This is a genomic window from Pseudoxanthomonas sp. CF385 (genome assembly GCF_900104255.1).
Taxonomy (GTDB): Bacteria; Pseudomonadota; Gammaproteobacteria; order Xanthomonadales; family Xanthomonadaceae; genus Pseudoxanthomonas_A.
The window spans coordinates 83,361-108,583 of sequence record NZ_FNKZ01000003.1 but is presented as its reverse complement, the minus strand read 5'-3'; the positions used below and the strand labels follow the sequence as shown (position 1 = coordinate 108,583).

The 25,223-nt window shown below is 68.6% G+C and carries 18 protein-coding genes; 8 read left to right on the top strand and 10 right to left on the bottom strand.

Going from position 1 to position 25,223, the window contains the following annotated elements:
* Positions 1-77 precede the first annotated feature (77 nt).
* Entirely contained in the window at positions 78-2,399 is a 2,322-nt protein-coding gene (gene ggpS / locus BLT45_RS15895; protein WP_254771927.1) for a glucosylglycerol-phosphate synthase, read from the top strand.
* Between the two features lie 417 nt (positions 2,400-2,816).
* Here ggpS and BLT45_RS15890 read toward each other — a convergent pair whose 3' ends face one another.
* The 4 genes from BLT45_RS15890 to BLT45_RS15875 all read right to left on the bottom strand — a co-directional run bounded on the left by BLT45_RS15890 (position 2,817) and on the right by BLT45_RS15875 (position 7,119).
* Positions 2,817-3,620: an isocitrate lyase/PEP mutase family protein gene (locus BLT45_RS15890; protein WP_093302628.1), complete on the bottom strand. Its 804-nt coding sequence runs from the start codon at positions 3,618-3,620 to the stop codon at positions 2,817-2,819.
* Between the two features lie 96 nt (positions 3,621-3,716).
* Positions 3,717-3,935, bottom strand: coding sequence for a hypothetical protein (locus BLT45_RS15885; protein WP_139188037.1), 219 nt, complete (start codon positions 3,933-3,935; stop codon positions 3,717-3,719).
* Between the two features lie 372 nt (positions 3,936-4,307).
* Entirely contained in the window at positions 4,308-6,098 is a 1,791-nt protein-coding gene (locus tag BLT45_RS15880; protein ID WP_254771933.1) for an FUSC family protein, read from the bottom strand.
* 151 nt (positions 6,099-6,249) lie between these two features.
* Positions 6,250-7,119: a M20/M25/M40 family metallo-hydrolase gene (locus BLT45_RS15875; RefSeq protein ID WP_093302618.1), complete on the bottom strand. Its 870-nt coding sequence runs from the start codon at positions 7,117-7,119 to the stop codon at positions 6,250-6,252.
* Between the two features lie 155 nt (positions 7,120-7,274).
* On the opposite strand from BLT45_RS15875, the gene BLT45_RS15870 reads away from it, so the two are divergent.
* On the top strand, positions 7,275-7,922 hold the full coding sequence (locus BLT45_RS15870; protein WP_093302613.1) for a response regulator: 648 nt from the start codon (positions 7,275-7,277) through the stop codon (positions 7,920-7,922).
* Positions 7,923-8,010: 88 nt separating this feature from the next.
* On the opposite strand, the gene rne is transcribed toward BLT45_RS15870, so the two are convergent.
* Positions 8,011-11,181, bottom strand: a complete 3,171-nt coding sequence (gene rne / locus BLT45_RS15865; RefSeq protein ID WP_093303461.1) for a ribonuclease E — start codon at positions 11,179-11,181, stop codon at positions 8,011-8,013.
* Between the two features lie 390 nt (positions 11,182-11,571).
* Between rne and BLT45_RS15860 the strand changes: the two genes are divergently transcribed.
* Complete coding sequence (locus BLT45_RS15860; protein WP_093302607.1) at positions 11,572-12,561, top strand: RluA family pseudouridine synthase; 990 nt, start codon at positions 11,572-11,574, stop codon at positions 12,559-12,561.
* A gap of 13 nt (positions 12,562-12,574) precedes the next feature.
* On the opposite strand, the gene BLT45_RS15855 is transcribed toward BLT45_RS15860, so the two are convergent.
* From BLT45_RS15855 to BLT45_RS15845, 3 genes are read right to left on the bottom strand one after another with little or no spacing between them, the layout of a single operon-like run.
* Entirely contained in the window at positions 12,575-12,964 is a 390-nt protein-coding gene (locus BLT45_RS15855; protein WP_093302601.1) for a DUF1761 domain-containing protein, read from the bottom strand.
* 21 nt (positions 12,965-12,985) lie between these two features.
* Positions 12,986-13,399: an energy transducer TonB gene (locus BLT45_RS15850; RefSeq protein WP_093302596.1), complete on the bottom strand. Its 414-nt coding sequence runs from the start codon at positions 13,397-13,399 to the stop codon at positions 12,986-12,988.
* On the bottom strand, positions 13,399-13,746 hold the full coding sequence (locus tag BLT45_RS15845) for a 4a-hydroxytetrahydrobiopterin dehydratase (RefSeq protein ID WP_093302592.1): 348 nt from the start codon (positions 13,744-13,746) through the stop codon (positions 13,399-13,401). Before BLT45_RS15845 ends, BLT45_RS15850 begins: the two co-directional genes overlap by 1 nt.
* Before the next feature lie 93 nt (positions 13,747-13,839).
* Here BLT45_RS15845 and BLT45_RS15840 point away from each other — a divergent pair, with 93 nt between their 5' ends.
* Both BLT45_RS15840 and BLT45_RS15835 read left to right on the top strand, forming a co-directional pair.
* A complete protein-coding gene (locus BLT45_RS15840; RefSeq protein WP_093302587.1) occupies positions 13,840-14,436 on the top strand; it encodes an NfuA family Fe-S biogenesis protein in 597 nt (198 codons plus the stop codon).
* A 15-nt stretch (positions 14,437-14,451) separates the two neighbouring features.
* Positions 14,452-16,116, top strand: coding sequence for a hypothetical protein (locus BLT45_RS15835; protein WP_093302583.1), 1,665 nt, complete (start codon positions 14,452-14,454; stop codon positions 16,114-16,116).
* A 78-nt stretch (positions 16,117-16,194) separates the two neighbouring features.
* Here BLT45_RS15835 and BLT45_RS15830 read toward each other — a convergent pair whose 3' ends face one another.
* Both BLT45_RS15830 and BLT45_RS15825 read right to left on the bottom strand, forming a co-directional pair.
* A complete protein-coding gene (locus BLT45_RS15830; protein WP_093302579.1) occupies positions 16,195-16,656 on the bottom strand; it encodes a c-type cytochrome in 462 nt (153 codons plus the stop codon).
* 7 nt (positions 16,657-16,663) lie between these two features.
* On the bottom strand, positions 16,664-17,065 hold the full coding sequence (locus BLT45_RS15825) for a c-type cytochrome (RefSeq protein WP_093303452.1): 402 nt from the start codon (positions 17,063-17,065) through the stop codon (positions 16,664-16,666).
* A gap of 377 nt (positions 17,066-17,442) precedes the next feature.
* On the opposite strand from BLT45_RS15825, the gene BLT45_RS15820 reads away from it, so the two are divergent.
* Genes BLT45_RS15820 through BLT45_RS15810 form a run of 3 tightly spaced genes read left to right on the top strand, consistent with a single transcriptional unit; the run spans position 17,443 to position 25,198 of the window.
* On the top strand, positions 17,443-18,585 hold the full coding sequence (locus tag BLT45_RS15820) for an efflux RND transporter periplasmic adaptor subunit (protein ID WP_093302574.1): 1,143 nt from the start codon (positions 17,443-17,445) through the stop codon (positions 18,583-18,585).
* Complete coding sequence (locus tag BLT45_RS15815) at positions 18,582-22,091, top strand: efflux RND transporter permease subunit (RefSeq protein ID WP_093302569.1); 3,510 nt, start codon at positions 18,582-18,584, stop codon at positions 22,089-22,091. Before BLT45_RS15820 ends, BLT45_RS15815 begins: the two co-directional genes overlap by 4 nt.
* Positions 22,088-25,198, top strand: a complete 3,111-nt coding sequence (locus BLT45_RS15810; RefSeq protein WP_093302566.1) for an efflux RND transporter permease subunit — start codon at positions 22,088-22,090, stop codon at positions 25,196-25,198. The genes BLT45_RS15815 and BLT45_RS15810 overlap by 4 nt, the downstream gene beginning before the upstream one ends.
* The last annotated feature ends 25 nt before the right edge of the window (positions 25,199-25,223 follow it).

Genomic DNA, 25,223 nt, shown 5'->3' with positions numbered 1-25,223 from the left:
CGTGTCCCCGCCTGCGTCCGTCGACGCGTCCGCGTCGTGCCCTGTGCGCGGCACACCCCTCACCGGAGTGCACCTGCATGAGCCTGTTGGAATCTTCTTCGCAACCGCTACCCTCGCAACCCCTGCTGCTCGCCACCGATCTGGACGGCACCTTTCTCGCCGGCGATGCGGAGGCACGCAAGCGTCTGTATCACCTGGTCGACGCGCATCCGGACGTGAAGCTCGCCTGGGTGACCGGCCGTGGGCGCGAAGCCATCCTGCCGCTGCTGGCCGATCCCGGTCTGCCGACGCCCGACTATGTGATCTGCGATGTGGGGGCCACCGTGCTGCGTACCGACGACATGCAGCCGATCCAGCCGCTGCAGTCGCATATCGAAGCCTGCTGGCCGGGCGAGCACGCCGTGGCCGACGCGATGCGCCGCTTCCCGATGCTGGTGCGCCAGGAAGTGCCGCAGGAGCGGCGCTGTTCGTACTACTGCCATCCGGAACAGCTGTCGGTGATCCAGGACGACGTGGAAGCGGTGGCGGCCTCACTGGGCTGCGAGGTGCTGTATTCGGCCGACCGCTATCTCGACATCCTGCCGCGCGGCATCCGCAAGGGCAGCACGCTGGCCGCGCTGGTCGACGAGCTCGCGCTGCCGCCCGCACGCGTGCTGGTCGCTGGCGACACGCTCAACGACCTGTCGATGTACGGCGAGGGATTTCCCGGTGTGTGCGTCGGCCGGTCGGAACCGGCGCTGCTCGCCGCCACCGCCGGCATGGACGACGTGCTGCACGCGGACGCACCGGGCTGCGGCGGCATCCTGCAGGCGATGGCGCACTTCGACCTGCTGCAGGCGGACGACTACGCGCCGCCGCTGCACGAGCCGGGCAAGGCCGAACTGGTGATGGTCTACCACCGTCTGCCGTACGAGGAGCACATCGTCGATGGCGAACGCGTGCGCACGCCGCACAGTTCGCCGAACGGCATCATTCCCAGCCTGCTCAGCTTCTTCGCCGATGGCCGCCCGGGTTCCTGGGTGGCCTGGACGGTGGACGATGCGAAGGCGCCACCCGTGCCCACCCATGCGGTGGTGGACCGCGCCGCGTATCCGGGCCTGACCGCCACCCACGTGCCGCTGACGAAGCACGAGGTGGACGTGTTCTACAAGCGCTTCTCGAAGGAAGCGTTCTGGCCGGTGATCAACAGCTTCTGGGAGCGCGCGCGTTTCAGCGAGGACGACTGGGCGCTGTTCAAGCGCGTCAACCGCCGCTTCGCCGAGGCGGCCGCCGCCGAAGCCGCGCCGGGCGCGACGGTGTGGCTGCACGACTACAACCTGTGGATGGTGCCCTCGGTGCTGCGCGAGCTGCGCCCGGACCTGAAGATCGCCTTCTTCCACCACACCCAGTTCCCGTCGGCGGACATCTTCGCGATCCTGCCGTGGCGCCGGGAGATCCTCGGCAGCCTGCTGGCCTGCGACTACGTGGGCTTCCACATCCCGCGCCACGCCGAGAACTTCACCGATGCGGTGCGCAGCACGTTCCCGGTGGAGGTGGTGGCGCGCGCCGCCTGCGCGCCGCGCTTCCTGACGTTCGGCTGCGCGGTCGGCGTGGAGGACATGGCCACCGAGCTGCGCATCGACGGGCGCACCGTCCGCATCGGCGCGCACCCCATCGGCACCGATGTGGAACGCATCCGCGCCTGCCTGGACACCGAGGACGTCGCCGCCGACATCGCGCGCATCCGCGCCGAAATCGGCGACCGCCGGCTGGTGCTGTCGATCGAACGCCTCGACTACACCAAGGGCATCCTGCAGAAGCTGCAGGCCTTCGAGCGGCTGCTGGACGCATCGCCCGAGCTGCAGGGCGAAGTGACGCTGGTGCTGGTCTGCGTGCCGGCCGCCAAGGAGATGACGATCTACCGGCCGCTGCAGCAGCAGATCGAACAGGCGGTCGGTCGCATCAACGGCAGGCTCTCGCGGCTGGACTGGACACCGGTGCGCTTCTTCGCGCGTGTCCTGCCGTTCGCCAGCGTGGTGGCGCACTACGCGGCGGCGGACGTCATGTGGATCACGCCGCTGCGCGATGGCCTGAACCTGGTGGCGAAGGAATTCGTGGCGGTGCAGGGGCTCACCGAGGGCGACGGCGTGCTGGTGCTGTCGGAATTCGCCGGCGCCGCCGCCGAGTTGAAGGGCGCGGTGCTGACCAATCCGCATGACCCGGCTGATCTCGCCCGCACGCTGCGCCAGGCGCTGGCGATGCTGCCCGCCGAGCGCGAGGACCGGCAGCGCCGCCTGTACGGCATCGTGCGCCACCATGATCTGGCGCGATGGGGGCGCGAATTCCTCGAGGCCGTGCAGGCCGCGCACGGCGAGGCGGACGACGTAAATGCGATGAAGCAGACGGCGATCGCGGCGTGAATGCATTTACCTTTGACAGGTGATGAGGACGTCGCGATAGTCACATCACGAGAACGGGGACCACATCCACATGCGCAGCTTGTTGGTACGTAGCATGGGTTGGCTGCTGATTGCGGCCACGGCATTGATGCTGCTCGGCTTGGCGCAGGTTCCGGAACTGTGGGCCGGCGGCGCCTGATCCGCGGATCGCGGACAAAAGAAAACCCGACCAAAGAGGGTCGGGCCTGAAGGGGGAGTCCCCGGCTCCGGCAGTGCTGCTTGCTCAAGGCAGCGCCCGTTTCCATTGCAGAGCGGCCGTTCGTGGCCTGCGCAGGGCGTGCTGCCGGGGACAGGGCTATCGTCGCGGATGTGAATCACATTCGCAGTCGGGTGTAACCCCGATGCCTTGTAGGAAAAGTCCTACCCGGCTTCGCCCCGTCAGAACAGCGCGTTGATCGTGCCGTAGCCCATCGCCTGCGGGTCAGGCAGCGCGGTGTGCGTGCCATGCAGGAAGTCGTCCATCTGCGCGCCGATATGGCCGAACGCGGATTCGGCCAGCGCGGAGCCGGCACTGATGCGGCGCACGCCCCACGCGGCGAGGGCATCGAAGTCGCGCAACTGCGGCCGCAGCATCACGTTCAACGGCAGCCCGCATCCCTGGGCGAGGGCGCGGATGTCCGCTTCCCCGACGACGCCGGGGACGAACAGGCCGTCCGCACCGGCATCCCGATAACGCGCCGCGCGAGCGAGGGTTTCGTCCACGCGCGCGGATTCGGCGGCCAGCCCGCGCAGGTAGACATCGGTGCGCGCGTTGATGAAGACGTCCGCACCCTGCGCACTGCACGCCTGACGGATGGCGTGGATCTTGGCGGCAAGCAAGGCCGGATCTCCACTGCCGTCCTCGAGGTTGATGCCGGCGGCGCCTGCCTGCACGACGCGCAGCACCGTCTGCGCCACCTGCGCCGGATCGTCGCCGTAACCGCCTTCCACATCGACCGTCAGGGGCACGCGGATGACCCGCACGATGCCGGCGACCGCATGCAGCAACGCGTCCACGTCGAGATGGTCGCCGTCCGGATAGCCCTGGGACCACGCCAGGCCGGCGCTGGTGGTGGCGACGGCAGCGGCGCCATGGTGTTCGGCCAAGCGGGCGGTGCCGGCGTCCCAGGCATTGGCCAGGCGCAACAGGCCCTGCTGGTGGAGGTGGCGGAAGCGGGCGGCAGTATCGGGAACAAGGGGCATGGGCGGCGTCCGGTGCGGGAAGACGCACAGCCTGCCATGCCATTGCGCGTTGGACTCACCGTTTGCGGACAGGAACCCTCGCGGCCGGCCCGCGGCTCAGGCGCACATGCGCCAGCCGTTGAACAGCCGCCAGCGGCCGTCGCCGCCCTCGATGTTGATCGCGTAGTCCAACCCCTGCTGGTGGCGCTGGTTGGCCAGTTTCACCGCGTACCGGAGCGCAGCGCCCGGGCTTGCGAACCGGAGCGGCGGCGACTCGTTGATGGAGAGCTCGTACGTGCCGTCCTCGGCGGGCGTATTGAAAAGATCGAACGTCATCATGGCGGTGCGTGGTTCGGTTGCTTGCCACGAACGCTAGGCAGGTGTCCGTGACGTTGGCGCGAATCCCGGAGCCGCCGTTCGCCGGGGTTAAGCGATGTGCAGCGGATGTGCAGAATGTGTGCAATCCAGCTGAACGGTCTACACGCCGTCTTCGCATTCGGCGCCGTACAACACGCGCAGTGGTCGGGCCGACGGATCCACCCCCTCTGTCTCCCGGACAACCCTGCTTCCGAGTCGTCAGGCTGACACCCAGGGCCCCACGAGAGAACCGAACGCAGCGCATCGGACACCCCCTGTTCCAATGCTGCGCCTGGCGGTGGACCGCGAGTCCGACACCGTCGCCGCCCGGAGAGCCAGGCGTGTTCTCGATCACAACGGCCCCTGCGGGGGCCGTTCTGTTAGGCAGGCGCGCACCGCCTGCAGTTCGCTGCCGAACAGCGGCACCGAAGCGTCCACGCCGTCCTTCAGCGCTTCGCCGGAGAGCTTGCGTTCGAACATGCTGAGCGACTGCTGCAGCGCCATCGCATCCGCGGCATCGAACACGCGTACCGCGGCGTCTTCGCCGTGGCTGCGCTGCCAGCATGCGGACAACATCCGGTAGGCGAGTTGCTGGATCGCCGCCACCAACGGCCATCGATCCTCGGCCACCGCACGCTGCCTGGGCGAGGCCACCACCGCTGCGCCGTACGCCTGTTCCAGCGCGAAGGTCGTGCGCTGCAGGTCGCGGCGCGCGGTGCGTGCGGCCACATCGTCCACCTGGCCACTGGCCAGCATCGGTGCGAGCGTCGCCACGCCCTGCAGCACGCGCGTCATCGGTGCCGACAGACCGCGTCCGTCGTCGCGGACGGGCAGGGCCCGGTACACGAGCAGCGCGACGACGCAGCCGACGAGCGTGTCCAGGCCGCGCGCCAGCAGATACTCGCCCGGCGCATCGACCGGATGCCCGCCGCTGGCAAGCGTCAGGGCCGCGCCGGTGATGAAGACCACCGCCAGCGCGTAGTGGCGGACCACCAGCATTTCGACGACGAACTGCAGCAGCATGATCGTCGCCACCAGCCACAAGCCCTGTGGGTGCCACAGCAGGATGGCGCCGGCGAGCAGCAGGCCGACCCAGGTGCCCAGCAGGCGTTCGAGCGCGCGCACGACGGTGCGGGTCCAGTCGAAGCCTTGGTGCAGCATCAGCACCGCGGCCGCGACGGCCCAGTACGCGCGCTCCAGATGGAACAGCGCGCCGAGGCCGCCCGCCAGCAGCGAGGCCACGCCGACGCGCAGGATCACCTGGCGTGAGGCCGACTCGATCAGCGCGCCCTTCAAGGCGTGCCAGGCTCCGGGATGGCCGACCGGGACGCCGGGCAGTACGGCGGGTGCATCGGGCGAGCGCTTGCGGGGCAGGCCGAGCGCCTGCGCTTCGATGCGGCGCACTTCGTCGGACAAGGTGGGAGGCGCGGGGCCATCGGTTCCGGCGGCGCGTGCAAACACCAGATGCAGGTGCCGGTTGAGTGCACGCAAGGTGGCGAGCCGGCCCCCAGGGCGCGCCGCGACCGGTTGGTAGGTCACCAGCGACGACCAGGCCTGATGCAGCGCCAACGCGGCCTCGTGGCGCGCCGCGGCCCGCCGTGGCGTGCCGGTCGCGTCGAGAAAGGCGAGTACCGCGCGTGCCGCCTGGGCGACCGCGGCTTTCTCGGGGCCGCGCGGCCAGGCCAGCGCGCCGGCCATGTGCACGGCCCACGCGAATGCGCCGCCGGCGAGCACCAGCAAGGCGGCGTGCCATGGATCGAACGGGGGCTTCAGCATCGAGGCCGAGGCCGCGCACGCCATCAGGAACAGATAGCCACCGGGTGGGCCGACCTGCAGCGCATTGCAGAACCAGGTAGCCAGCATCGCCAGCAGTGCCACCGCGGGCACCACGACCGGCCAGCCCAGCGGTGCGACCGCCAGGCCGAGTCCGGTGACGATGGCGAAGGCGAGGGCGATCAGCGCGAGTTCGCGCGCGCGGCTGAGGTAGGGGCGTCCACTGCCGTACACGGCGGTGAAGCCGCCGGTCGCGGCCATCAGGCCGGCGGCGGTATGACCCGACAGCCAGCCGACCAGCACCGGCATGCCCATGCACGCGGCCGCGCGCAGGGCGAAGCGCCAACGGCCGGGCGGTCCGCGGCGCACCTTCAGCAAGCCCGGCAACGATTGCCGGAGCGAAGGTGGAGCGGGCGGTGGAGGAACGGAAGGGCTCACGCGGGGAAACGGGCATGCACGCGATGCGGCATGCCCATTCTAGTCCCCGTGCGGTGATGGGCCGACGCGACGAACGCCGAGATCAGGGCTTCGCCGTCGCGGCCTTGTCCCACATGCGCAGGCTCTGCTCGATGACGCGCAGCGCATCGTCCACGCGTTGGCTGTCGAGTTCGGCGGTGGTGTCGCGCGCGCTGTGGATCACCTGCATCACCTTCGGCACCTGCGCGGGCTTGCCGCCGCCGAATACCTCGAGGATCGGCCCGATCTCATCGCCCCCGACCAGCGAGAACGACACCGCCGGCCAGCCGGCCTTGAGGAAGGCCAGATGGTCGGTGGGCGGGTACTTGTCGCCGGGCTGGAAGGCGAGCTTCTCGTGCTGACTCGCCGTACGCAGCGCAGCGACCAGCGGGCTGTCGGCTTGCGGCGACATCATCCACAGCGTGTCGCCCCAGCCGAAGACGTCGAAGTTGACGTACAGCGCGGGCTTTTCGCGCCCGGCGCTCGCGACCCAGGCACGCGAACCGAGCAGGCCTTTCTCTTCGAGGTCCCAGAACACGACCTGCACGCGGTGGTGCGCCAGCGGCGTGGCCTTCAGCGCGGCGGCCAGTTCCAGCACCGCGGCCACGCCCGACGCGTTGTCGGTGGCGCCATGCCCGACCTCGACCTGGTCGTAGTGCGCGCCGATCAGCAGCAGCGGCGCGTCCTTGGGGCCACCGAGATCGGCCACGATGTTCTGTCCGGCCTGTCCGTTCTGTTCGAAGGCCTCGCGCTTCCACGCGATGCCCAAGGCATCGAGCCGCTTGCCGATCGCGTCGCCGCGCGCGGCGGTATCGGCGTGGGCGCTGATGTCGCCGACCTGCGCCTGCCAGCGGTCGGACACGGTATCGGCCCAGGCCGGGCCGGTGGCGAGCAGGGCGAGCAGCAGCGCGGAGCGCAGACGGACGTTCGACATGTGGAATCCCCGTTGGAAAGCCCGAGTATGCCGCAGCGGAGAAGGTGGCTCGATAGGCCGGAATGCATGTACCGGCGTCGCGCCGATAGAATGTTAATTGCGTGGCGAGGGACAGCCACCTACGCTCGCCCCGAGACTCCAGGCATCCGTTCCCCATGACCATCCGCGTTTTCCTCATCGACGACCACGCCCTCGTGCGCACGGGCATGCGCCTGATCCTCGGCACGGAATCCGATATCGAAGTCGTCGGCGAAGCCGAAACCGGCGAGGCCGCGCTGCCCCTGGTCCGCCAGCTGAAGCCCGACGTGGTGCTGTGCGACCTGCACCTGCCGGGCTACAGCGGCCTGGAAGTCACCGAGCGCATCGTGCGCGCCGATCTCGGTGTGCGCGTCATCATCGTGTCGGTGCTGGAGGACGGGCCGCTGCCGAAGCGGCTGCTGGAAGCCGGCGCGTCCGGCTACCTGGGCAAGGCCGGCGATGCGGCGGAACTGATCCGCGCCGTGCGCGATGTCGCGCGCGGCAAGCGTTACCTGGGCAGCAACGTGGCGCAGAACCTCGCGTTGCATACCGTGGGCGGCGATGCGTCGCCGTTCGATGCGCTGTCGCCGCGCGAGCTGGAAGTGGCGATGCTGCTGACGCAGGGACTGCGCCAGGAAGAGATCGCGCGCCGGCTCAACCTGAGCGCGAAGACGGTGAACACGCACAAGACGCGGCTGTTCGAGAAGACCGGCGTACAGGACAACATTGCGCTGGCGCGGCTCGCCGCCCAGTGGGGCCTCATGGACCCGACCCGCGCGCTCTGAGCCTCACGCGCATTCCCGACCGCTGAAACGACACTGGCCGCTTGCGCGGCCAGTGTGCTTTGGAGCGTCCGGAGGAAGGCGCAGCGCGTCAGGCGCTGCGTTCCTCGGAGGTGGCATCGTCCTGCTTGTCGTCCGCAGGCGCGTCGGCCGGCTTGGCCGGGGTCACCGGTTCGAACAGGCTGCGCGTCACCGACGGCGGCGTATCCGCGTCGGCGACGAAGAACAGCGAACCCGTCGCCGGTGCGGCGGGCTTCGGCGCGGCGGGCGGCGGGGTCGGCGTTGCCTCCACCGGCGCTTCGGCGTCGGCGGCGGCTTCGTTCACGACATCGACCAGGTCGATCTGCACGGGCTCGTTGCGCACGACCTCGGCGACCGGCGTTTCCGCGACCGTTTCCACGGCGTCGACCGCCGCGACGACCGGGGCCGGCGTCTCGACCGCTTCGACGACCACGGGGGCCGGTTCGGCGGCGATCTCGGCCTTGACCGTTTCGACGATGGCGACGGCTGCCGGCGCTTCGTGCTGCACCGTGGCGATCACCTCGGGCTGGGCGCGAGCCGCTTCGGCCTTCACTTCCTCGATCACTTCTACGGCCGCGACGGTCTCGACCACGACCGGGGCGGGCACGATCGCGGGCGCCGCGTCGGCAGCGGCCACCGCCTGCTGTTCCGGCTCGGACGCCACGGCGGCCACGACCGGTGCGGCTGCAGCGACGGCGGCGACCGGCGCGGCCGGCTGCGGCTTCGGCGGACGCGGCGCGGCGACGGCCGGTTCCTCGTCGTCGAAGTCGAACTCCGGCTGCGAACGGTCGACGATCGGGGCGTCGTCTTCGCCACCCAGGTCATCGGCCAACACGCCTTCTTCGCCCGCGGCACCGGCTTCACCGTTGCCGCGGCGACGGCGGCGGCCACCTCGACGGCCACGACGGCGGCGACCACCTTCACCGGCTTCACCCGCGTCGGCGGACGGTGCGGCATCGCCGTCGACGGCGGCGGCGAGGGTCGCGTCGAGCTCGGTCGCCGGCGCGTCGGTCGTCGGGGCCGCCACGAAGGCAGCGGTCGGCGGCGCAACAGGTGCGGTTTCCTGCGTCGTGGCCACGGCAGCGGCCGTCGTCAACGGCTCGACAGCGGCCGCTGCGGCGGGCTTCGGCGTGTCCTGCTGCGGCGCACGCGGGGCCTGCTGGCGCTGGCCTTCCTGGCCCTGCTGCTTGCCGCCCTGCTGACCCTGCGGCTGCTTGGGCGCCTTCGGCTGCTGCTGCGCATTGCCCTGGGCGTTCTGCGGCTTCTGCTGCTTCTGGCCCTGCTGCTCGTTGCGCGGCTTCTGCTGCTGGGCGTTGCCGCCCTGCGTCTTCTCGCCCTTGTTGCGCTCGTCGCGTCGATTGTTGTCCTGCTTGCCGCCCCGGCCCTGGTTCTGCTGGCCGCGGTTGTCACGGTTGTCGCGGTTCTCGCGACGGCCGTTGTTGTTGCGGTCGTTGCGGGGACGGTTGTCCTGCTGCGGACGGGCCTGCGGGGCCGGTGCCGTCGCTTCGCCACCGCCGAACAGACGCTTGAAGAAGCCCACCACGCCACCCGAGGCAGGCGCGGCGACGGGGACGGGCGCCGCGACCGGTGCCTGGACCGCCACCGGGGCCGGCGCTTCACGTTCCTCGCGCACCGGGGCCGGCTGCGCGTGCTTGACGTGGGTGACCGCGGGCGCGGGCGGGATGTTGAGCTGCGACTTGGTCAGCGCATGCACCGGCAGCTTGCGCGGGGTGCCGCGCTGGTAGCTGGGCTTGCTGGACTCTTCGCCCAGTTCGTTCTCGCGGATGCGGGTGACTTCGTAGTGCGGCGTGTGCAGCGCTTCGTCGGCGACGATGATGATCGGCGCGTCGTGGCGCTGTTCGATCTCGCGCAGGGCGCCGCGCTTCTCGTTGAGCAGGAAGTTGGCGATTTCCAGCGGGGCCTGGATCAGCACCTGCCCGGTGTTGTCCTTCATCGCGTGCTCTTCGGCCACGCGGATGATCGACAGCGACAGCGATTCGACGCTGCGCATGCGGCCATGGCCGTCGCAGCGCGGGCAGACGATCTGGCTGGACTCGCCCAGGCTGGGGCGCAGGCGCTGGCGGCTCATTTCGAGCAGGCCGAAGCGCGAGATGCGGCCGATCTGCACGCGCGCGCGGTCGTACTTCAGCGCGTTCTGCAGCTTGTTCTCGACTTCGCGCTGGTGCTTGTTCGACGACATGTCGATGAAGTCGATCACCACCAGGCCACCCAGGTCGCGCAGGCGCAGCTGGCGGGCCACTTCCTCGGCCGCTTCCAGGTTGGTGTGGAACGCGGTCTCCTCGATGTCGCCGCCCTTGGTGGCGCGCGCCGAGTTGACGTCGATGGCGGTCAGGGCCTCGGTCTGGTCGACCACGATCGAGCCGCCGGAGGGCAGGCGGACGTTGCGCTCATACGCGCCTTCGATCTGCGATTCGATCTGGAAGCGGTTGAACAGCGGGATATCGTCCTTGTAGTGCTTCAGCTTGCGCAGGTTGTGCGGCATCACCTGCTGCATGAACTCGCGCGCGGTCTCGTGCAGCTCCTCGGTGTCGACAAGGATCTCGCCCACGTCGTTGCGCAGGTAGTCGCGCAGGGCGCGCACGATCAGGCGGCTTTCCTGGTAGATCAGGAACGGCGCCGGCTTGGTCAGCGCGGCTTCGGCGATCGCGCGCCAGACGCTGAGCAGATAGTCGAGGTCCCACTGCAGCTCTTCGGCATCGCGGCCGACGCCGGCGGTGCGGATGATCACCCCCATGTCGTCGGGGATGGTCAGATTGTCCATCGCCTCCTTCAGGGCGGCGCGGTCGTCGCCCTCGATGCGGCGGGAGACGCCGCCGGCCGTGGGCGAGTTGGGCATCAGCACCATGTAGCGGCCGGCCAACGAGATGAACGTGGTCAGCGCGGCGCCCTTGTTGCCGCGCTCGTCCTTGTCCACCTGGACGACGACTTCCTGGCCTTCGCGCAGCAGTTCGCGGATGCCGGCCTTGTTGTGGTCCACGCCCGCCTGGAAATAGTCGCGGGAGATTTCCTTCAGCGGCAGGAAGCCATGGCGCTCGCCGCCGTAGTCGACGAAGGCGGCCTCAAGGGAGGGCTCGAGCCGGGTGATGCGGCCCTTGTAGATGTTGGACTTCTTCTGTTCCTTCGACGGCTGTTCGATATCGATGTCGTACAGGGTCTGGCCGTCGACGATGGCCACGCGCAGCTCTTCGGCCTGCGTGGCGTTGATCAACATACGTTTCATTGTGCGTTCCTCGCGCGCTGCTACCGCGCGGAACGCCATGGCGTTTCGCCTCTGGAATGTTGCACCACCCCTTGCGCAGGCGCAGCGGGGCAGGTCGGGCTTCCAGCGCTACGACACCACGGCAGGCCGCGGGAGCGCTTGTTCTAATGGGGTGTTGCGGGCCGGCGGCAGCTTCCCTCGAGAGGTCGCGCCGCGCGGGACATGTTCAGCACAGGTGCCGTCACGCACCCGGCGGTATCCGGGCCTGCCGATCAGCCGCTAACATGGCCGCCCCTGGGGCGGTGGCCGCGCACTTGCCGGAATCGCGGGGAGACGGGCTTCTGGCCCAACTGCAACTCCCTGCGAAATCAAACCCTTATCTCGCCCCCCGAGTTTAACAGATTACCGTTCATGACCCCTAGTCCCCCGTCCGACAAGCCGGCGGTACCGCCCAAGACCGCCGTGCGCACCGTCACCGTGCCCGAGGACCGGGGTGGTCAGCGGCTGGACAACTTCCTCCTCGGCCAACTGAAGGGCGCCCCCCGCAGCCTGGTCTACAAGCTGGTGCGCAGCGGGCAGGTGCGGGTGAACGGCGGACGGGCCAAGGCCGAGCGCAAGCTGGAGGGGGGCGACGAGGTCCGCATCCCACCGGTCAATCTCAGCGAAGAGGGAGAAAAGGTCGGGCCGCCGGCGGGCTTCCTGAAGCGCATGGAGGCGGCCATCGTCTTCGAGGACGAGCGCCTGCTGGTCATCAACAAACCGTCCGGGGTCGCCAGCCACGGCGGCAGCGGCATCAGCCATGGCGCCATCGAGACCATGCGCGTGCTGCGCCCCAACCAGACGCTGGAGCTGGTGCACCGGCTGGACCGCGACACCTCCGGCCTGCTGGTGATGGCCAAGAAGCGCTCCGCGCTGTCCGAGTTGCAGGCGCTGCTGCGCGAAGACAGCGAAGGCGGGGCGCGCGGTATCGAGAAGCGCTATCTCACTCTGCTGGTGGGGCGCATGCCCGACGGCGTGATGAGCGTCGAAGCCCCCTTGCACATCGGCCTGCGCCAGGGCGGCGAGCGGCACGTGCAGGTGCACCGCGACGGCAAGGCCTCGCTCAGCCACTTCCGCGTGCTGGAACGGCGCGGCGGGCATTCCTACTGCGAAGTGCGGATCGAAACCGGCCGTACCCACCAGATCCGCGTGCACGCCCAGCACATCGGCCACCCCGTGGCGGGCGACGACAAGTACGGCGACCCCGTGGTGAACAAGCGCCTGCGAGAGCAGGCCGGGCTGAAGCGCCTGTTCCTGCACGCCGCATCCCTGCGGTTCGCGCTGGACGGCGGCAAGACGCCTTATGTGTTGAATGCGCCGCTGGCGGAGGAACTCGTCGAGGCGTTGGACAACCTGCGCTGAGGTTCCCGCAACCTTAATGCCAGAGGCCGAGCACGAGCCCGAACAGGGCGAACTGCACGGTGTGGTAGCCGCCATCGATCAGCCACAGGCGAAGACCGCGCTGGGCGAACAGGTAGTTGATGCCGAAGCTGGCGGCGACCAGTCCGAAGCCGACCAGCACGCCTCGGCAGACGGCGAACGACAACGGCGGTTGCGGGCCGAGGAACCAGGCGAACACCGCGGCCGCCAGCAGCGAGAACACGAACGCGCCGCCGAAGATCTTCGCCGGATGGCCCTGCTTCTGCGGATCCATGCCGGCCGCCGCATTCCACGCCTTGCCGAACAGCGGGCCGTACCACACGCCGCCGAGCAGGAAACTCGACACGGCCGCGACCAGCACGGCCCAGAGATTGATTCCGTCCATCAGAGCCCCCGTCGCGATCGGTCAGGTGCCGCTGCTCTGTGCGAAGCAGCGGGTCGGTTTCTCGAGCACCGGCGGGAAGGTCACCGGCACGGTGATGGTGTGGGTCACCGCCTGGCCGTTGCGCGTCGCGGCGCGGAACGTCCAGGTGCGCACCGCTTCCAGCGCGGCCTTGTCGAGCGCCTCGTTGCCGCTGCCCTGCGCCTGCGCGACCTGCGAGGGAACGCCATCCTTCTCGATGGTCACGCGCAGGACGGTGGTTCCGCCCTCGCTGTTGCACTCCGCCTCGGGCGGATAGGCCGGCGGCGGTGTATCGATGGCGGCCAGCTCGGTGGACGGAATGATCGGTGCGGCGGGCGCTTCGGCCTTGCCGCAGGCGACGAGCACCACGACAAGCGCCGGGACCAGCGCCGGGCGTACGACACGCAGCATGTCCATCAGGGTTCTCCCAGCAGCGCGCTGGCTTTCGCCGCGCAGATGAAGTCGTTCTCGCTCAGGCCGCCGACGTCGTGCGTGGAGTAGCGGACGACCGCGCGGTTGTAGTGCACGCCGAGGTCGGGGTGGTGGTCTTCGGCGTGCGCGACGAAGGCGAGTGCGTTCACGAATGCCATCGTTTCGTAGTAATTCTCGAACGGAAACGTGCGCAGCAGGGCGTGCCCGTCCTCCACCAGCTCCCAGCCGGGCACCTGCGGCAACAGTTCGGCAAGGCGGGCCGGCGGCAGCCGATGTTCGCTGCCGCGCAGCGGCACACAATGCGCCTGGGCGAGGGGTATCAGGTCGGACATCGGGAATCTCCTGCGTAGCGGCCAGTCTGAACAAAGACCGACGACGGGCCCGTGAATGTGAATGCCCGTGGGGCAGGGGGCTAGAATACCCGCATGATCCAGATTTCCGACAGCGCACAGGCCCACTTCCGCAAGCTGATCGAACGCGAGGCGTTGGCGGGGCTCGGCGTACGCCTGAGCGCCGTCCACCCCGGCACCGCACAGGCGGATGCGCGGCTCGAATTCGCCGAGCCACGCGATCTTGCCGGCGATGAGTGGGCGGTGGACTGCGATGGTTTCACGCTCTACGTCGACGCCGGCAGCGTGCATTGGCTGGACGGCGCCGAGATCGACTACGTGGTCAAGGGCGCGGGCACCCAGCTCACCATCAAGGCGCCACGCATCAAGGGCGAGGCGCCCGGCGACAGCGCGTCGCTGGTCGAGCGCGTGCGCTGGGTCGTCGACAACGAGATCAATCCGCAGCTCGCCGCCCACAAGGGTCGCGTGGCGGTGGAGGAAGTCGGCGGCGACGGTGTGGTCTGGCTGCGTTTCGGCGGCGGCTGCCACGGCTGCGGCATGGCCGACGTGACCCTGAAGCAGGGCATCGAGAAGACGCTGATGGCGCGCGTGCCCGGCGTCACCGCCGTCCGCGACGCCACCGACCACGGGACCGGGGATGCCCCGTACATCCCGCGCGGCAACGCGGCCTGACGGACGCCAGCGCCGGTGACGAACGCCACCGACGTTATCGCGCACCTGCTGCCACGCAAGGCAGCGACCATCCTTGAACGCCATACCCGTCTGCCCTTCGGCTGGGGTCTGTGGCTGCGCGCGCTGCCCGAGCGGCTGGGGCGCATCACCCGCGAACGCGCCGAAGCGATGGTGGGCGTGTTCGCCGCGCGCGCGCCGCGCCCCGCCGATCCGGTGCCGCCGGTCCCGGGCCGGATCCAGGCGTTGCGCTCGCTGCTCTACCAGGGCTGGGGACCGCCACCGCGCGAAGAACGCTGGATGCGCTGGACGGCGGGCTTCACGAGCACGCTCATGCACGTGGCGTTCTTCGTGTTCCTGTTGTGGGTGGCGCTGGTGAAGATCCCGCCGCCGACGCCGGAAACCGGCGACGACAGCAGCCGCGTACGCCTCGAAATGATCGGGGACGGCTCGCCCGAAGAACCCGGCGGTGCCCCGCAGCCAGGCGCACCGGCCAGTGCCGCCCCCATGCCGTCCAGTGTGTCACCCGATACCGCGGCAGCGCCGTCCCGTACGGCCGCCGCTCCCCCGGAACAGGCGCCGATGCCGGTGCCTTCCGATGAAGCTGCGGCGGCGGCGCCCGACATCGTGATGGTGCAACCCGACGTACGCATGCCGGAGCCTGCGCCGTCCGAACCTGCACCGCAGTCGGTGCAGGTGACCGAAGTGCCGGAACCCACGCGCGCCTATGTGCTGCCGCCCCCGACGCCGCGCGAGCCGACGCTCCGACAGCCCGCGCCACGCGAGTCCAGCGTGCGCGCCCGCGAGGTCGCCGCGCCGGTCGAGGCGCCCGTGCTGCGGAACGCGACGCCTGCGCGCGTCCTCGATGTGGCGCCGGTGGCCTCGCGGCCCGTGGACGTGCGCGAACGCGAAGTGCTTGCGCCCGTGCCGCAACCGCGTACCGTGGCCATGCCCACCCGCGATGTCGCCCCCCGTGCGGTCAGCACGCCGCAGCGGGATGTCCGGCAGGCGCAGGTACGCGAACCGTCGCCGGCCCCGCCGTCACCCGCGCCATCCGTGTCTTCATCCCCCGCGGCGTCCGCATCGGCGTCGTCACCCACGCCCGTGCGCGCGGCCACGCCATCGCCTTCGACGACGTCCCGCGGCACGGCACCGGCGGCTGGCGCACCCGCGGTCGCGCCGGCGGCGAAGCCGGGCGGCTGGACCACGCCGAATCGTGCGGACGACTGGGGCAACTCCCGGCGCAACGTCGCCGGCGACAGCGCTGCGGACGGCCAAAGCAAGCCCGGCCTCTATAACGCCGATGGCAGCCTGCGCGTGCCCGGCAGTGGTGGCGAGAGCACCGCCCAGCGCGGTGCGCCGGGCGGTGACAACGATCAATGGACGCGCGAACGCCTGGCGGAGTCCGGCACCTGGCTGCAGCGGCCGCCTTACGACTACGAGCCCACCAGCTTCGACAAGTATTGGGTGCCGAGCGAATCGCTGTTGGCGGAGTGGGTGCGTCGCAACGTGAAGGAAATGGAGATCTCGCTTCCCGGCACCAACCTCAAGTTGAAGTGCACGATTTCCGTGCTGCAGTTGGGCGGCGGCTGCGGACTGGGCAACTTCTTCCCGGATCCGCCGGTCGCGCGGCCTCCGCCGGAGATTCCGGTCAAGCGCAAGCCGATCCCCACCGACAGCTGACGTGCCGCGATGCGGGACGTGCAACGAAAAACGGAGCCTTGCGGCTCCGTTTTCGCATTCCCGACGAGGGAAGAACGCTTACTTCTCGTGCACGCCATGCAGGTCGCGCAGCTGCAACGGGCGCGAACCGAAGTAGGCGGCGAGGTCGGAGATGTCCTGGTCGCTCAGCGTGGCGGCCTGGGGACCCATCAGCGCGTGCTGGCGGTCGCCGCTGCGGTAGGCCTGCAGCGCGTGGGCCAGGTAGTCGCCGTACTGGCCGCCCAGCTTGGGGTAAGTGTCGTCGATGGGCGCATTGCCCTCGGCGCCGTGGCAGTCGATGCAGCTCTGGCCGGTGGCCTGGCCCTTGGCCTTGGCCAGTTCCTCGCCCTTGGCGATGTGGCCCTTGGGCAGGCCGGCGGACGAACTGGAACCGTGTTCACCGCTGGCGTGGCCGGGGTTCTCGGCCGAGACTTCGGTATTTTCCACCTTCGAACATGCCACCAGGGCGAGGGCAGCGAGCAGGGCGATGGCTAGACGCTGGGCGTGCTTGGCGTTGGGCATGGTGGTCTTACTTGACGGTGGAGAGGAAAGCGGCGATGTCGGCGATGTCCTGGTCGCTGAAGCTCTGCGACTGGGCCTGCATCGTGGGGTGCTTGCGGTTGCCGTTGCGGTATTCGGTCAGCGCGTTGGCGAGATAGTCGGCCGACTGGCCGCCGATGCGCGGCACATGGAAGTTCGGGTAGGCGTTCTTGTAGCCCTCGATGCCGTGGCAGCCCTGGCAGGTGTAGGTCAGGGTGCGGCCGGTATCCGGGTTGCCGACCAGCGGCTTCGGCGCGGCGGCTGCGGGAGCGGCGGCAGGCGCCGCGGCTTCGACCGGGGCCGGCGTGGCCGGGGTTTCCTGTTGGGCGGTCAGGGCGGCCAGCGGGAGGGCGGCCAAGGCAAGGCAAGCAGCGAGCGGCAGCAGTCGCATCATTCTCGGGAAACTCTCAGGTTGCGCGCGCCACGTACCACCGCGGCGCTTGGCTGAACGCAAGTATAGCCTGCGACCGAATGTCGCGCACAGACGCGGCGTTCCGCCACGTATCCGTGAAGCGCGTTCCGGCCGCCGAACGGTTTCCGTTCCGCGCGCCCTGACAACGTTGCGGAGGGAGAATGGCACGACGCACGGCGTGGAGCGTCGCGCACCGTCGACGACGCAACCTTCCCGCCCGTCGACGCATCGAACCGAATCCGGACCCCCGAGCACGACGCCCGACGCAAGTCACCATGACCTTCGGCGCATGGAAGTCATTCAGGGGTGATATACCTTCATACAACACCACCACAACACCACCACGGTACCACCCCATGTCCCGACCCAGCCCCCTTTCCGGCCGTCCCTACCTGCGCCTGGCCCTGGTGCCCGTCCTGTGCAGCCTGCTGGTCCTGGCCGCCTGCAAGGGCGGCGGCCCGACCCCGGAGGCGCAGGCCAAGAACGGCGACGCGCCCAAGGAGCCCGACGCGGTGCCGGTCGAGGTCGCCAAGGCGACCCATCGCCCCGTCGCGGCCAGCTACAGCGGTACCGCGGCCCTGGAAGCCCTGGGCGAATCGCAGGTGGTCGCCAAGACCTCGGGCGTCGCGCTTGCGGTGCTGGTGGAGGAGGGGCAGGTGGTCCGCGCCGGCCAGGCGCTGGTCCGGCTGGATCCCGATCGCCTGCGCCTGCAGGTGGCGCAGGCCGAGGCGCAGATGCGCAAGCTCGAGAACAACTACCGTCGCGCGCAACAGCTGGTCGAGCAGCAGATGATCAGCGCCAACGACGTCGACCAGATCAAGTACGACCTGGAGAATGCGCGCGCCGTCTACCGTGCCGCCGCGTTGGAGCTCTCATACACCACGGTCACGGCGCCGATCTCGGGCGTGGTCGCGTCGCGCTCGATCAAGACGGGCAATTTCGTGCAGATCAACACGCCGATCATCCGGGTCGTCGACCAGTCGCGCCTGGAGGCCACGCTCAATGTGCCGGAACGCGAACTGTCCACGCTGAAGGCCGGCCAGCCGGTGGCGCTGGCGGTGGATGCGCTGCGCGGCAAGGTGTTCCAGGGCACCGTCGATCGCATCGCGCCGGTCGTCGACGCGGGCAGCGGCACGTTCCGCGTGGTGTGTTCGTTCGCCAGCGACGGCGTGCTGCAGCCCGGCATGTTCGGCCGCATCAAGATCGACTACGACCAGCGCGCCGATGCGCTGGTGGTGCCGCGCATCGCGCTGCTCGACGATGGTGACCCGGCGGTCTACGCGGTGCGCAACGGCAAGGCCACGCGCCTGCCGGTGAAGCTGGGCTACGTGGACGGCGAGTGGATCGAGGTGCGCGAAGGCCTGAAGGCCGGCGACCAGGTCGTGACCGCCGGCAAGGTGGCGCTGCGTGAAGGCAGCGCGGTGCAGGTGATCGGTGCCGAGCCGGCCAAGGTGGCCGCCAAGGCCGACGCCGACAAGACCGCCGGAACCAAGCAATGAGCGCGTCCGGCCACTCACCCGGGGAGAACGATCCCCACGCAGCGGGTGGCGGCGGCACGCTGGGCGGAGGCCTCGTCGAGTTCTCCACCCGCCGTCGCGTCACCATCGCGATGTTCTGGATCACGATGTTCCTGTTCGGCGTGATCGCGCTGGGCTCGCTGAAGGTCAACCTGCTGCCCGACCTGAGCTATCCCACGCTCACCGTGCGCACCGAATACACCGGCGCCGCGCCCTCGGAGATCGAAACCCTCATCAGCGAGCCGGTGGAAGAAGCCGTCGGCGTCGTGAAGAACCTGCGCAAGCTGAAGTCGGTCTCGCGCACCGGCCAGAGCGACGTGGTGCTCGAGTTCGCCTGGGGCACCGACATGGACCAGGCCAGCCTGGAAGTCCGCGACAAGATGGAAGTGCTGTCGCTGCCGCTGGAAGCCAAGGCGCCGGTGCTGCTGCGCTTCAATCCTTCCACCGAGCCGATCCTGCGCCTGGTGCTGTCGAACAAGCAGGACCCGAAGAGCGACACCGACGCGATCCGCCTGCTGACCGAACTGCGCCGCTACGCCGACGATGACCTGAAGAAGAAGCTGGAGCCGGTCACCGGCGTTGCCGCGGTGAAGGTCGGTGGCGGCCTCGAGGACGAAGTCCAGGTCGACATCGACCAGCAGAAGCTGGCGCAGCTGAACCTGCCGATCGATACGGTCGTCCAACGCCTCCAGCAGGAGAACATCAACATCTCCGGCGGTCGTCTGGAAGAAGGTTCGCAGCGTTACCTGGTGCGCACGGTCAACCAGTTCGCGACGGTCAACGAGATCCGCGAGATGCTGGTCACCACGCAGAGCGGCGGCGACAACGCCGCGGCATCGGCGGCCGCGCAGATGGCGGCGATCGCCGCATCGACGGGTTCGGCCGAGGCGATGGCGGCGGCAGCGTCCGTGCAGAGCGCGTCCAGCGGTGGCGGCAGCGTCGTTGCCGGCGGCGTGCCCGTGCGCCTGAAGGATGTGGCCGAGGTGCGCCAAGGCTTCAAGGAACGCGAGGCGATCATCCGCCTGGCGGGCAAGGAAGCGGTCGAGCTCGCCATCTACAAGGAAGGCGACGCGAACACCGTCTCCACCGCCGAAGCCCTGAAAGCCAAGCTGGAACAGCTGAAGGAGCAGGTGCCGCCGGACGTCGAACTGACCGTCATCGACGACCAGTCGGTTTTCATCGAGCACGCCATCAGCGACGTGAAGTGGGATGCGGTGGTAGGCGGTGTGCTGGCGATCCTGATCATCTTCCTCTTCCTGCGCGATGGCTGGAGCACCTTCGTCATCAGCCTGTCGCTGCCGGTGTCGATCGTCACCACGTTCTTCTTCATGGGCGAGTTGGATCTGAGCCTCAACGTCATGTCGCTGGGCGGCCTGGCGCTCGCGACAGGTCTGGTGGTGGACGACTCCATCGTGGTCCTGGAGAGCATCGCCAAGGCGCGAGACCGCGGCCTGGGCATCCTGGAAGCGGCCATGGTCGGCACGCGTGAAGTGAGCATGGCCGTGGTGGCGTCGACACTGACGACCATCGCCGTGTTCCTGCCGCTGGTGTTCGTGCAGGGCATCGCCGGTCAGCTGTTCCGCGATCAGGCGCTGACGGTGGCCATCGCCATCGGCATCTCGCTGATCGTGTCGATGACGCTGATCCCGATGCTGAGTTCGTTGAAGGGCCGCCCGCCGCTGGCGTTTCCGGACGAAGCGCCGCATCCGCAATGGAAGCCGGCGTCGCGCTGGCAGAAGCCGGTCGCGGCTACCGGTCACGGCATCGGCGCCATGTTCCGTTATGCCTTCTTTGGCATCGCTTGGTTGTTTGTGCGCGTCTGGCGTGGCGTGGTGGCCGTGGTGAGCCCGGTCATGGGCAAGATCAGTGACCTCGTCATGGCGATCTATCATCGCGCTGAAGCCGGGTACCTGCGTCTGCTGCCGGCGTCGATGCAACGCCCGTGGCTGGTGCTGGGCTTCGCGGCTGCCACATTCGTCGCGTCGCTGGCGCTGGTGCCGTTGCTGGGCGCGGACCTGATCCCGCAGCTGGCCCAGGACCGGTTCGAGATGACGGTCAAGCTGCCCCCCGGCACGCCGCTGGCTACGACCGACGCCCTGGTGCGTGAGTTGCAGAACAAGCACGCCAAGGCAGAGGGCGTCCGCGCGCTGTACGGCGTGAGCGGCAGCGGCACGCGTCTGGACGCCAATCCGACTGAGAGCGGCGAAAACATCGGCAAGCTGACGATCGTCATGGCCGATGGCGGTAGTGAAGAAGTCGAGGCTCAGCAGACCGAAGCCTTGCGCGCCACGATGAAGAACCATCCGGGCGCCCAAGTCGATTTCAGCCGACCGGAGCTGCTCAGCTTCTCCGCGCCGCTGGAAGTCGAGTTGCGCGGCCAGGACCTGGCCAGCATCGAGCATGCGGGTCAGAAGCTGGCGGCCCTGCTGCGCGCCAACCCGCACTACGCCGACGTCAAATCGACGGTGGAGCAGGGTTTCCCTGAAATCCAGATCCGCTTCGACCAGGAGCGGGCCGGTGCGCTCGGCCTGACCACGCGCCAGATCGCCGATGTGGTGGTGAAGAAGGTGCGCGGCGAAGTTGCCACGCGCTACAGCTTCCGCGACCGCAAGATCGACGTGCTGGTGCGTGCGCAGGAGAACGATCGCGCGTCGGTGGAGAGCATCCGTCGCCTGATCGTCAATCCGGGCAGTGCTCGGCCGGTGACGCTGTCTGCGGTCGCCGACGTAGTCGCCACCAGCGGACCCAGCGAGATCCACCGTGCCGACCAGGTGCGCGTGGCCATCGTGTCGGCCAACCTGCGCGATACCGACCTCGGCAGTGCCGTGCAGGAAGTGCAGAAGCTCGTTGCCGAGAACCCGCTGGGTGCAGGCGTCGGCATGCACATCGGCGGCCAGGGTGAGGAGCTGCAGGAATCCGTCACCTCGCTGCTGTTTGCATTCGGCTTGGCGATCTTTCTGGTTTACCTGGTGATGGCGTCGCAGTTCGAATCGTTGCTGCATCCGTTCGTCATCCTGTTCACCATTCCGTTGGCCTTGGTGGGCGCCATCGCCGCGCTGTTCCTGACCAATTCGCCGATCTCGGTGGTGGTGTTCATCGGCCTGATCCTGTTGGTGGGCCTGGTGACGAAGAACGCGATCATCCTGATCGACAAGGTCAATCAGTTGCGCGAGGCCGGCGTGGCCAAACACGAGGCGTTGATTGAAGGTGCACGCTCGCGCCTGCGCCCGATCATCATGACTACGCTGTGCACACTGTTCGGCTTCCTGCCGCTCGCGGTCGCGATGGGCGAGGGTGCTGAAGTGCGCTCGCCGATGGCGATTACCGTGATAGGCGGCCTGCTGGTGTCCACGCTGCTGACACTGCTGGTCATCCCGGTGGTCTACGACCTGCTGGATCGTCGAGCGGACGACTACTACCTGGAGCGTGGCCGCCGCGCGCGCCGCCTGCAGGCGCTGCAACCCGACGGGGCGGGTGAACCCGCATGAGCGTCGCGGAGTTCAGCATCAAGCGACCCGTCACGGCGGTGATGTTCTTCATCTCGCTGTTCGTGATCGGCCTGATCGCGGCGATCCGCCTGCCGTTGGAAGCGTTCCCCGAGGTGTCGCCGCCCTTCATCTTCGTGTCGCTGCCCTACACGGGCTCGACACCGGAAGAGGTGGAGCGCACGGTGCTGCGGCCGGCGGAGGAAGCGCTGTCGACGATGGCCGGCATCAAGCGCATGGAGTCGAACGCCAAGGCGGACGGCGCGCAGATCTTCATCCAGTTCTCGGACTGGGATCGTGACGTGGCGATCGCCGCGTCCGAGGCGCGCGAGCGCCTCGATGCGATCCGCGACGACCTGCCGGACGACCTGCAGCGCTATTTCGTCTTCAAGTTCTCGACCACGGACCAGCCCGTGCTGCGTGTCCGCCTGGCCAGCAAGACCGACCTGACCGGCGCGTACGACATGATCGAGCGCGAGTTCAAGCGCCGCATCGAACGCATTCCGGGCGTCGCCCGCGTGGACGTGTCGGGTGCGCCGCCGAACGAGGTCGAGATCGCGATCAACCAGGACCGGCTGACGGCGCACAACCTCAGCCTCAACGACCTGACCACGCGGCTCCAGGCGGTCAATTTCTCGATCTCCGCCGGCGTGATCAGCGACGGTCCGCAGCGGCTGCGCGTGCAGCCGGTGGGCGAGCTGACCGACCTGCAGCAGCTGCGCGACCTGGTGGTGGGCAGCGGTAACGTGCGCCTGGGCGATATCGCCGACGTGCGCCTGAAACCCGCGCGCATGGACTACGGCCGTCGCCTGGATGGCCAGCCGGCCGTGGGCCTGGACATCTTCAAGGAACGCAACGCCAACCTGGTCGACGTGTCCAGCAAGGCGCTGGCCGAGGTGGAAGCCATCCGCGCCCAGCCCGAGATGAGCGACATCCAGGTCAAGATCATCGAGAACCAGGGCGACAACGTCACCTCGTCGCTGCTGGAACTGGCGGAAGCCGGCCTGATCGGCCTGGTCCTGTCGATCGTGGTGCTGTGGTTCTTCCTGCGCCACTGGCCGTCGGTGTCGATGGTGACGCTGGCGATCCCGATCTGCTTCGTGATGACGCTCGGCTTCATGTACTTCGCCGGCGTCACCCTGAACATCCTGTCGATGATGGGCCTGCTGCTGGCTATCGGCATGCTGGTCGACAACGCCGTGGTCGTAGTGGAGAGCATCTACCAGGAACGCGAGAAGTACCCCGACAATCCGATCTGGGCATCGATCATCGGTACCCGCCACGTCGCCATCGCGTTGTCGGCCGGCACCCTGTGCCACTGCATCGTGTTCGTGCCGAACCTGTTCGGCGAGCGCAACTTCCTGAGCATCTACCTGGGCCAGATCGCCATCACGATCTCGGTGTCGCTGCTGGCGTCGTGGCTGGTGGCGGTGAGCCTGATCCCGATGATCTCGGCGCGCTTGAAGACGCCGCCGCTCGTGCGCACGGAGAGCGGCATCATCCCGCGCATGCAGAAGCGCTACGCCCGCCTGCTGCGCTGGACGCTGGAACATCGCGGCTGGAGCGTCCTGGGCATCCTGTTGATCATCGTCGTCAGCTTCGTACCGATGAAGCTCACCAAGTTCGACATGTTCGGCAACGACGGCGGGGGCGAGGCGGAGCTGTACTACCAGTGGAAGGGCGCCTACACCAAGGAGCAGATGTCGGCCGAGATCCTCAAGGTCGAACAGTTCCTCGACGCCAACCGCAAGAAGTACCGGATCTCGCAGATCTACTCGTACTTCAGCGAACAGGGCTGGGGCGGTACTCAGATCAAGTTCGATACGGAGAAGTCCAGTGAGACCAAGCCGATCGTCGAGCAACTGCGCAAGGATCTGCCGAAGTCGGCACGCGCCAACATCGGCATCGGCGGCGACGGCGGCAACCAGGGTGGCGGTGGCCAGCCCGGCCAGAGCGTGTCGTTCCAGCTGGTGGGTGACTCCACCCAGACGCTGGGCGAGATCGCACAGGACCTGATTCCCATCCTGGCCAAGCGCAAGGAACTGCGCGACGTGCGCGTGGATGTCGGCGACCAGAACAGCGAACTCAACGTCCGCGTCGATCGAGAGCGTGCCGCGGCCTTCGGCTTCAGTTCGCAGCAGGTCGCCAGTTTCGTGGGCCTGGCGTTGCGTGGCGCGCCGTTGCGCGAGTTCCGCCGGGGCGAGACCGAAGTACCGGTGTGGGTGCGTTTCGCGGGCGCCGAGGATTACGGCACCGAAGACCTGGCCGGCTTCATGGTGCGCGCGCCGGATGGCCGCACGGTGCCGCTGCTGAGCCTGGTGGACGTGGGCATCACCCCGTCGGCGACGCAGATCCAGCGTACCAACCGCCAGACCACGCTGACCGTGCAGGCCAACCTGGCCGAGAAGGTCACCGTGCCGGACGCGCGCAAGGCCATGGAGGAGACGCTGAAGGGCATGTCGTTCCCGGCGGGCTACAGCTACTCCTTCGATGGCAGCGCCTTCCAGGAAGACGACGAAGCCATGGGGCAGATGATGTTCAACCTGCTGATTGCGCTGGTGATGATCTACATCGTGATGGCGGCGGTGTTCGAGTCGCTGCTGTTCCCGGCGGCGATCATGAGCGGCGTGCTGTTCTCGGTGTTCGGCGTGTTCTGGTTGTTCGCGCTCACCGGCACCACGTTCGGCATCATGTCCTTCATCGGCATCCTGGTGCTGATGGGCGTGGTGGTGAACAACGGCATCGTCATGGTCGAGCACATCAACAACCTGCGACGGCGTGGCATGTCGCGCACGGACGCGTTGGTCGAAGGCAGTCGCGAGCGCCTGCGCCCCATCCTGATGACGATGGGCACGGCAATCCTGGCGATGGTGCCGATCGCGATGGCCAACACGCAGATGGCGGGCGACGGCCCGGCCTACGCCCCGATGGCCCGCGCCATCGCCGGTGGCCTGGCGTTCTCGACGGTGGTCAGCCTGCTGTTCCTGCCGACCATCTACGCCATCCTCGATGACCTGCGCAGCGGTACCGCCCGGGCGATCACCCGGGCGCGCACGCGGCGCGGCGATCTGGCGGGCACCGCCAGCGTCACCGCCCTGCACGTGGATTGAGGCGGGTACGGAAACGAAAAGAGCC